Source organism: Micromonospora sp. NPDC005220, assembly GCF_040607895.1.
Lineage (GTDB): Bacteria > Actinomycetota > Actinomycetes > Mycobacteriales > Micromonosporaceae > Micromonospora.
In genome coordinates this window covers 1-6,529 of record NZ_JBEXHP010000189.1, presented here as the reverse complement: position 1 = coordinate 6,529, position 6,529 = coordinate 1, and the positions used below count along the sequence as shown (strand labels likewise).

Genomic DNA, 6,529 nt, shown 5'->3' with positions numbered 1-6,529 from the left:
GTCCGGCCGCACGCGCACTTCGAGTGGTCGGAGGGAAGCCCGATCGCGCACCTGGCGCGCTACCTCATCCTGGGTCGGGGCGGCTCGGCTGCGCGTTCGGGATGGAGCGCGGGTCGACGTTCAGCGGAAGCAGTGCGCGATCGGCACCTGGCTGCCCTCGCAGTTGGTCGGCTCGTTCTCGACGACCACGCTCTCATCGTCGATCTTGACCTGGGGCTCGACGTGCTCGCCGATCACCAAACGTCACGATAAGTCCCTAATACGGACAGGAAGGCGTGAACGTGGATAGTGCCCCCTTTCATCTTCAAAGCCGCCATACCGGCACCGACGTCACCCGCCCACGTGGATGCCGGGTCGGCGCAGCGGGTCCGGTTCGGTCCGGCGAATGATCTCCCGCACCACCGGCGGGGTGTCCCCCCGACCCAGGATGAGGTAGCGCGCCAGGTGCGCGATCGGGCTTCCCTCCGACCACTCGAAGTGCGCGTGCGGCCGGACCCCGGTGGCGTCCCGCAGGGCCAGCAGGATCGCGGCGATCGCGTTGGGCACGGCCGGACTGTTGGCCCGCAGCACCCGGAAGCCGCCCACCTCGATCCCGTGGACGCGCAGCACCTGACTGAACTCCGACGGATCGACCACATCGATCTCCAGGAACAGCACGTCGGCGGCCCCGGGCACCGGGTTCATCGCGCGCTGCGCCCGCTCCTTGAGCGTGTACTCCTTCACCGACCCCGTCTGCCGCTTGTTCGCGATCAGGTGCAGCTGCCCGTCGTGCGCCAGCGACTCGGCGATGAACCGACGGGCCGCCTCGTCGAACTCGATCCGCTCGGCACGCAGCTCGGTGGTCCGGGTGACCCGGGAGACCAACGAGACCACGATGATGCCGAGGATGAACAGGGCGGAGATCGTGATCCCGTCCGGCTTTTCGATCACGTTCTCCAGCAGCGCGTACAGCAGCACCAGCGTCAACACGGTGAAGCCGATCGCGGAGGCGCGCCGGTGGTGGCGGGCCGCGGAGATCGTCACCGCCACCGCCCCGGAGACCATCATCGCCAGGATCCCGGTGGCGTACGCCCCGGCCTGGGCGTTGACGTCGGCTCGGAAGGCGATCGTGATGGCGACGCTGACGACGGTGTAGACGATCACCACCGGGCGCACCGCCCGCGCCCACTCCGGGGCCATCCCGTACGACGGCAGGTAGCGCGGCACGATGTTTATCAGCCCGGCCATCGCCGAGGCGCCGGCGAACCAGAGGATCAGCACGCTGCTCACGTCGTAGACGGTGCCGAACACCTCACCCAGGTAGGTGTGCGCCAGGAACGCCAGCGCCCGCCCGTTCGCGGAGCCGCCCGGCCGGAACTCCTCCTTCGGGATGAGCGCCGTGGTCACGAAGGTCGTCGAGATCAGGTACACCGACATGATCAGCGCGGCGGTGGTGAGCAGCCGACGGGTGTTGCGGATCCGGGCGGCGAGCCGGGCCTGCTCGTCCGGGCCGTCGGCCGAGACCAGCGGCATCATGCTGACCCCGGTCTCGAAACCGGACAGCCCCAGCACCAGCAGCGGGAACGCCAACACGGCGGTGAGCAGCACGTGGCCCGGTCCGCCGCCGGTCGCGGTCACCGCGGCCGTCCAGTCCGACACGATGCCCGGGTTCTCGGCGATCCGGACCACCGCGACCACGACGATCACCGCGTTGAGCAGCAGGAAGACCGCGACCAGTGGGATGGCCACCACCACCGCCTCGCGGAACCCGAGCAGGAACACCCCGCCGAGGATGAGCAGCAGCACCACCGTCACCACGACCGGCACCAGGGACCCGTGCAGGGCGTCCGGCAGATACGGATTCTCCAACAGGTGAACGGTGGCGTCGGCCGAGGAGAGGGTGATCGTGATGATCCAGGAGGTGGCCACGAAGCCGAGCAGCACCAGGACGAAGATCTTGCCCCGCCAGAACGGCAGCAGCCGCTCCAGCATCGCCACCGAACCCTGACCGTGCGGGCTCTCCTGGGCCACCCGCCGGTACATCGGCAGCATGCCGAAGAGGGTGAGCACCACGATCAACAGGGTCGCCAGCGGGGAGAGCGCACCGGCCGCCACCGCCGCGATGCCCGGCAGGTACGACAGCGTGGAGAAGTAGTCGACGCCGGTCAGGCACATCACCTGCCACCAGGGGTGCCGACGGTTCTGCCCCTCGGTCGCCTCCGGGCCGGGCGGCTGCACCCGGTGCTGGAAGAGCCACCGGCGCAGCGGGCTGGTCGGCGGCGCCGAGCGGGCCGGGGTGTCCACCCGTTCGGGCACCACGACCCCCTGCCGGCCGCCCCGGTACGGGCGGGCCGGATCGCGGGCCGCCCGCAGTGCCGGGTCCGGCCCGGTCGGCGTATGGCGGCGTCCGTTCCAGCGTCGCTGTTTCGCCCGGTGCTCGTCAGCCATCGCCAGTCCCACCCTCACAGGTCCTGATCCACGGCCGGGGTGTCCTCGGGGTAGCCGCCGGCCAGCAGCTCGGCCTGCACCTGCCCGGAGCGGGCGGCGGAGAGGAACAGCGCCATGGTGGTGCCGTGCCGGGCGAAGTCGCGGACCCGCTCACCGGCCGGCATCGGGGTCTTGCCGCCTTCGAGGCGGGTGAGGATCACCGACTGGGCCACCTCGGGCACTGTCAGCTCCCGCCCGACGATCGCCGCGACGGCGGTGAACGAGGACACCCCGGGCACGATCTCGACGGCCAGGCCGAGCGCCCGGCACAGGTCCAGCTGCTCCTGCACCGCGCCCCACAGCGCCGGGTCGCCGGAGTGGATCCGGGCCACTGTCAGCCCCTGCTCGGCGGCGCGCCGGTAGAGCGGCAGCACACCCTCGATGGGCAGCTGCGACGAGTCGACGATCTCCGCGCCGGGGCGGGCATGGTTGAGCACGTCGGAGTGCACCAGGCTGGCCGCCCAGATCACGATGTCCGCCTCGGCGATCACCCGGGCGGCCCGCAGGGTCAGCAGATCCGCCGCCCCGGGGCCGGCTCCGACGAACCACACGGTGCCGTCGCTGGTCACAGCTTTCCTCCTCGGTGCTCGCGGCGGGCCGGAACCAGCAGCGTCGACAGGTACGGCAGGTCGTGGTCGGTGTCGTCGACCGGCCCGATGCGTTCACCGGGCAGCCCCAGGCTGCGTCCGAGCACCGCGTCGGCGAGGCGGCCCTGCCGGCGCAGCTCGGCGAGCAGTTCCGGGTGTCGCCGCCAGCCCTTGTAGGCGACCACGGTGCCCGGCCCGGCCAGGGCGTCGGCGAACAGCGCCAGGCCCGCGGTGGCCGGCAGCAGGGTGAGCGGTTCGCGTCCCTCGACGAGCGGGGTGCCGCTGCGCGCCGCCAGCTCCTGCATCGCGGTCACGCCGGGCACTGTCGCCACCCGCACGGTGGGCCGCAGCGCCCGGACGCTCTGGGCCAGGTAGCCGAACGTGGAGTAGACGTTGGGGTCGCCGATGGTGGCGAAGGCGAGGGACCGCGCGCCCGCGTCGATCGCCTCGACCACCACCCGGGCGGCGTCGTCCCACGCCTTCGCCCGGCGCGCGGTCACCCCACCCCGGTCGTCCAGCGCGAACGGCAGCCGACGCAGCCGGTCCGCCGGCACGTACTCCCGGACGGTCGCCTCGGCCCGCCCGGCCTGCGCGTCCGGCGGCGTCGCACCGGCGGTCGCGGTCGGCGCGACCCGGTCCGCCATCACGGGTACGAAGACCACGTCGGCCTCGCGCAGGATCCGCACGGCCTTGACGGTGAGCAGTTCCGGGTCACCCGGCCCGACACCGACGCCGGTCAGCGTGGCGTCGGCGGGACACGCGTCGGCGGTCGGCCCCGCGTGGGCGCGCTGGGCGCTCATCGGGCCGCCTCGACCAGTCGACGGGCCGCGTCCGGGTGACCGGCCCAGTGGGTGTGCAGGTAGGACGCGTGTACCCGGCCGGCGACGAAGCCGTGCGCGGAGTCGTTCCAGCGCCACGCCGGCAACTCGCCGTGCCCCGGGTCGGTGGTGGTGCGGTGGAACTCGTGGCCGCGTACCGGCTCGCCGGCGCGCGCCACCGGGGAGTCGGTGACCGCCACGGCCTCCCGGTAGCCGAGGGTGAGCCGGTCGGTCATCCGGGCGGTCAGGTCCAGCCGGCCGCACATCGGTACGCCGTCCAGGGACCGCCCGAGGTAGAGCAGCCCGGCGCACTCGGCCACGATCGGCCCGTCGAAGTCGGCCAGGTCGGCGCGGAGCGCGGTGTTGTCGGCCAGCGCCTCGGCGTACGCCTCGGGGAAGCCACCGCCGATCACCACCGCGCGGGTGCCGACGGGCAGCGACCGGTCGCGCAGCGGGTCGACGGTGACGACGTCCGCGCCGGAGGCGGTGAGCAGTTCGGCGGTCTCGGCGTACGAGAAGGTGAAGGCCGGACCACCGGCGAGCGCGACCCGGGGTCGCTCGACGCCGGCCGGCCCGCCGACGGCGGCGACCGGGTCCCACGCCGGGGTGGTCAGCGGCGGGGCGGTGCGGGCCAGGTCGAGCACGGCGTCGAGGTCCACTGTGGCCTCGACCAGTCCGGCCAGGGCGGTGACGATGGCGACGGATTCGGGTGCCCGCTCGGCGACCGGCACCAGCCCGAGGTGCCGGGCCGGCGCGGCGACCTCGGCGGCGCGGGTGACCGCGCCGAGCACGGGTACGCCCACCTCGGCGAGGGCGTCGCGCAGCAGCGTCTCGTGCCGGGGCGAGCCGACCCGGTTGAGGATCACGCCGCCGATCCGCACGGCCGGGTCGAACGCGGCCATGCCGAGGGTCAGCGCGGCGGCCGAGCGGCCCTGCGCGGTGGTGTCCAGCACCAGCAGCACGGGCGCCTCGATGAGGCGGGCGACGTGCGCGGTGGAGGCGTAGTCGCGGCGACCCACCGCACCGTCGTGCAGGCCCATGACGCCCTCGACCACGGCGATGTCGGCGGGCGTGGGGACGCTCGCGCCGTGTCGCAGCAGGGCGGCGATCCGGTCGGCCCCGACCAGGAACGGGTCGAGGTTGCGCCCTGCTCGCCCGGCGGCGAGGGCGTGGTAGCCGGGGTCGATGTAGTCCGGGCCGATCTTGTGCGGGCTGACCGTCAGGCCGCGTCGGCGCAGCGCGGCGAGCAGCCCGGTGGCGACTGTCGTCTTGCCGTGGCCGCTGGCCGGGGCGGCGACCACCACCCGGGGCAGCGCCCAGTGGGCGTTCACCACTCGATGCCCTTCTGGCCCTTCTGGCCGGCGTCCATCGGGTGCTTGACCTTGGTCAGCTCGGCGACCAGGTCGGCGGCGGCGACCAGGCGCGGATCGGCGTCCCGACCGGTGATGACGACGTGCTGGAAGCCGGGCCGGTCGGCCAGGGTGGCGACCACCTCGTCCACGTCCACCCAGCCCCACTTGATCGGGTAGGTGAACTCGTCCAGCACGTACAGCCCGTAGCGCTCGGCGGCCAGGTCGCGCTGGATCTGCCGCCAGCCCTCCAGGGCGTCGGCGGCGTGGTCGGCCTCGCCGCCGCGCTGGATCCAGGACCAGCCCTCGCCCATCTTGTGCCAGGCCACCGGCGCGCCCTGGCCGGTGCGCTCGTGCACCTCGCCGAGCGCGCGGAAGGCGTTCTCCTCCCCCACCCGCCACTTGGCGCTCTTGACGAACTGGAACACCCCGACCGGCAGGCCGGCCGTCCAGGCCCGCAACGCCAGCCCGAAGGCCGCCGTCGACTTCCCCTTCATCTGTCCGGTGTGGACGATCAGCAGCGGCCGGTGCCGCCGCTGCCGGGTCGTCAACCCGTCGGCGGGCACGGTGCTCGGCTGTCCCTGCGGCATCAGCGATCTCCCCTGTCTGCGGTGGCGCCGCCGGTGTGGATCTTGGGAGAAAGGTGCCCCTGGGAGGGCGTGATCCTTCCAAGATCTCCCAGCCGGTGGCGGGGTGCCCGTAGGTGCAGTGCCAGGCGGTGCGCCAGGTTCAGGCGGATCGGGCCGGTCTCGCAGTCGATGACCACGCAGGGGGCGCCGGTTGCCGCCAGGACACTCGCCGCCGCTGCCGCCCGATCCAGCGGACGCGGTCCGGCGGTGGCCCGCCCGTCGGTGACGACGAGGACGAGGGGACGCCGCTTCGGGTCACGCAGGCGCTCCACCCGCAGCAGATCCACGGCGGCGAGCAGTCCCTCGGCCAGCGGCGTACGCCCTCCGGTCGGCAACTCGGTCAGCCGCGTCGAGGCCGCCAGCACCGACGAGGTGGCCGGCAGCAACGTCCGCGCGTCGGCACCTCGGAAGGCGATCACGGCGACCTTGTCCCGCCGCTGGTACGCGTCGGTGAGCAGGGCGAGCACCTCATCCTTCACGGCGGTCATCCGCTGCCGGGCGCCCATCGACCCGCTGGCGTCCACCACGAACAACACGAGGTTGCCCTCACGCCCCTCCCGGACCGCCTCCCGCACGTCCTCCGGGCGCAGTCGCAGCGGGCCCGCCAGCCGTCCCCGGGTCGCCTGGTGCGGTGCGGCGGCGCGGATCGTCGCCGGCAGGTGCAGCGCGCCGACCCGGCC

Annotated in this window: 5 protein-coding genes and 1 pseudogene; all 6 read right to left on the bottom strand. The window is 73.4% G+C overall.

The features are described 5' to 3' along the window. Window positions 1–330: 330 nt before the first annotated feature. On the bottom strand, window positions 331–2,427 hold the full coding sequence (locus ABZU52_RS31500; protein ID WP_354974565.1) for an amino acid transporter: 2,097 nt from the start codon (window positions 2,425–2,427) through the stop codon (window positions 331–333). Between the two features lie 29 nt (window positions 2,428–2,456). Beyond that, a pseudogene (locus ABZU52_RS31495) lies at window positions 2,457–3,035 on the bottom strand (cobalt-precorrin-4/precorrin-4 C(11)-methyltransferase); the annotation flags it as partial. Beyond that, entirely contained in the window at window positions 3,032–3,853 is an 822-nt protein-coding gene (cobI, locus tag ABZU52_RS31490) for a precorrin-2 C(20)-methyltransferase (RefSeq protein ID WP_354974564.1), read from the bottom strand. The gene cobI and the pseudogene ABZU52_RS31495, both read right to left, overlap by 4 nt. Further along, window positions 3,850–5,205: a cobyrinate a,c-diamide synthase gene (locus tag ABZU52_RS31485; protein ID WP_354974563.1), complete on the bottom strand. Its 1,356-nt coding sequence runs from the start codon at window positions 5,203–5,205 to the stop codon at window positions 3,850–3,852. Before ABZU52_RS31485 ends, cobI begins: the two co-directional genes overlap by 4 nt. Continuing rightward, window positions 5,199–5,810, bottom strand: a complete 612-nt coding sequence (gene cobO, locus ABZU52_RS31480) for a cob(I)yrinic acid a,c-diamide adenosyltransferase (protein ID WP_354974562.1) — start codon at window positions 5,808–5,810, stop codon at window positions 5,199–5,201. Before cobO ends, ABZU52_RS31485 begins: the two co-directional genes overlap by 7 nt. Beyond that, window positions 5,810–6,529: VWA domain-containing protein (locus ABZU52_RS31475; RefSeq protein ID WP_354974561.1), on the bottom strand; the 720-nt coding region annotated here is incomplete at its 5' end. The genes ABZU52_RS31475 and cobO, both read right to left, overlap by 1 nt.

Coding starts and splice junctions, on each gene's coding strand:
- cobI (WP_354974564.1), bottom strand. CDS start 3,853: ATGAGCGCCCAGCGCGCCCACGCGGGGCCGACCGCCGACGCGTGTCCC.
- ABZU52_RS31500 (WP_354974565.1), bottom strand. CDS start 2,427: ATGGCTGACGAGCACCGGGCGAAACAGCGACGCTGGAACGGACGCCGC.
- cobO (WP_354974562.1), bottom strand. CDS start 5,810: ATGCCGCAGGGACAGCCGAGCACCGTGCCCGCCGACGGGTTGACGACC.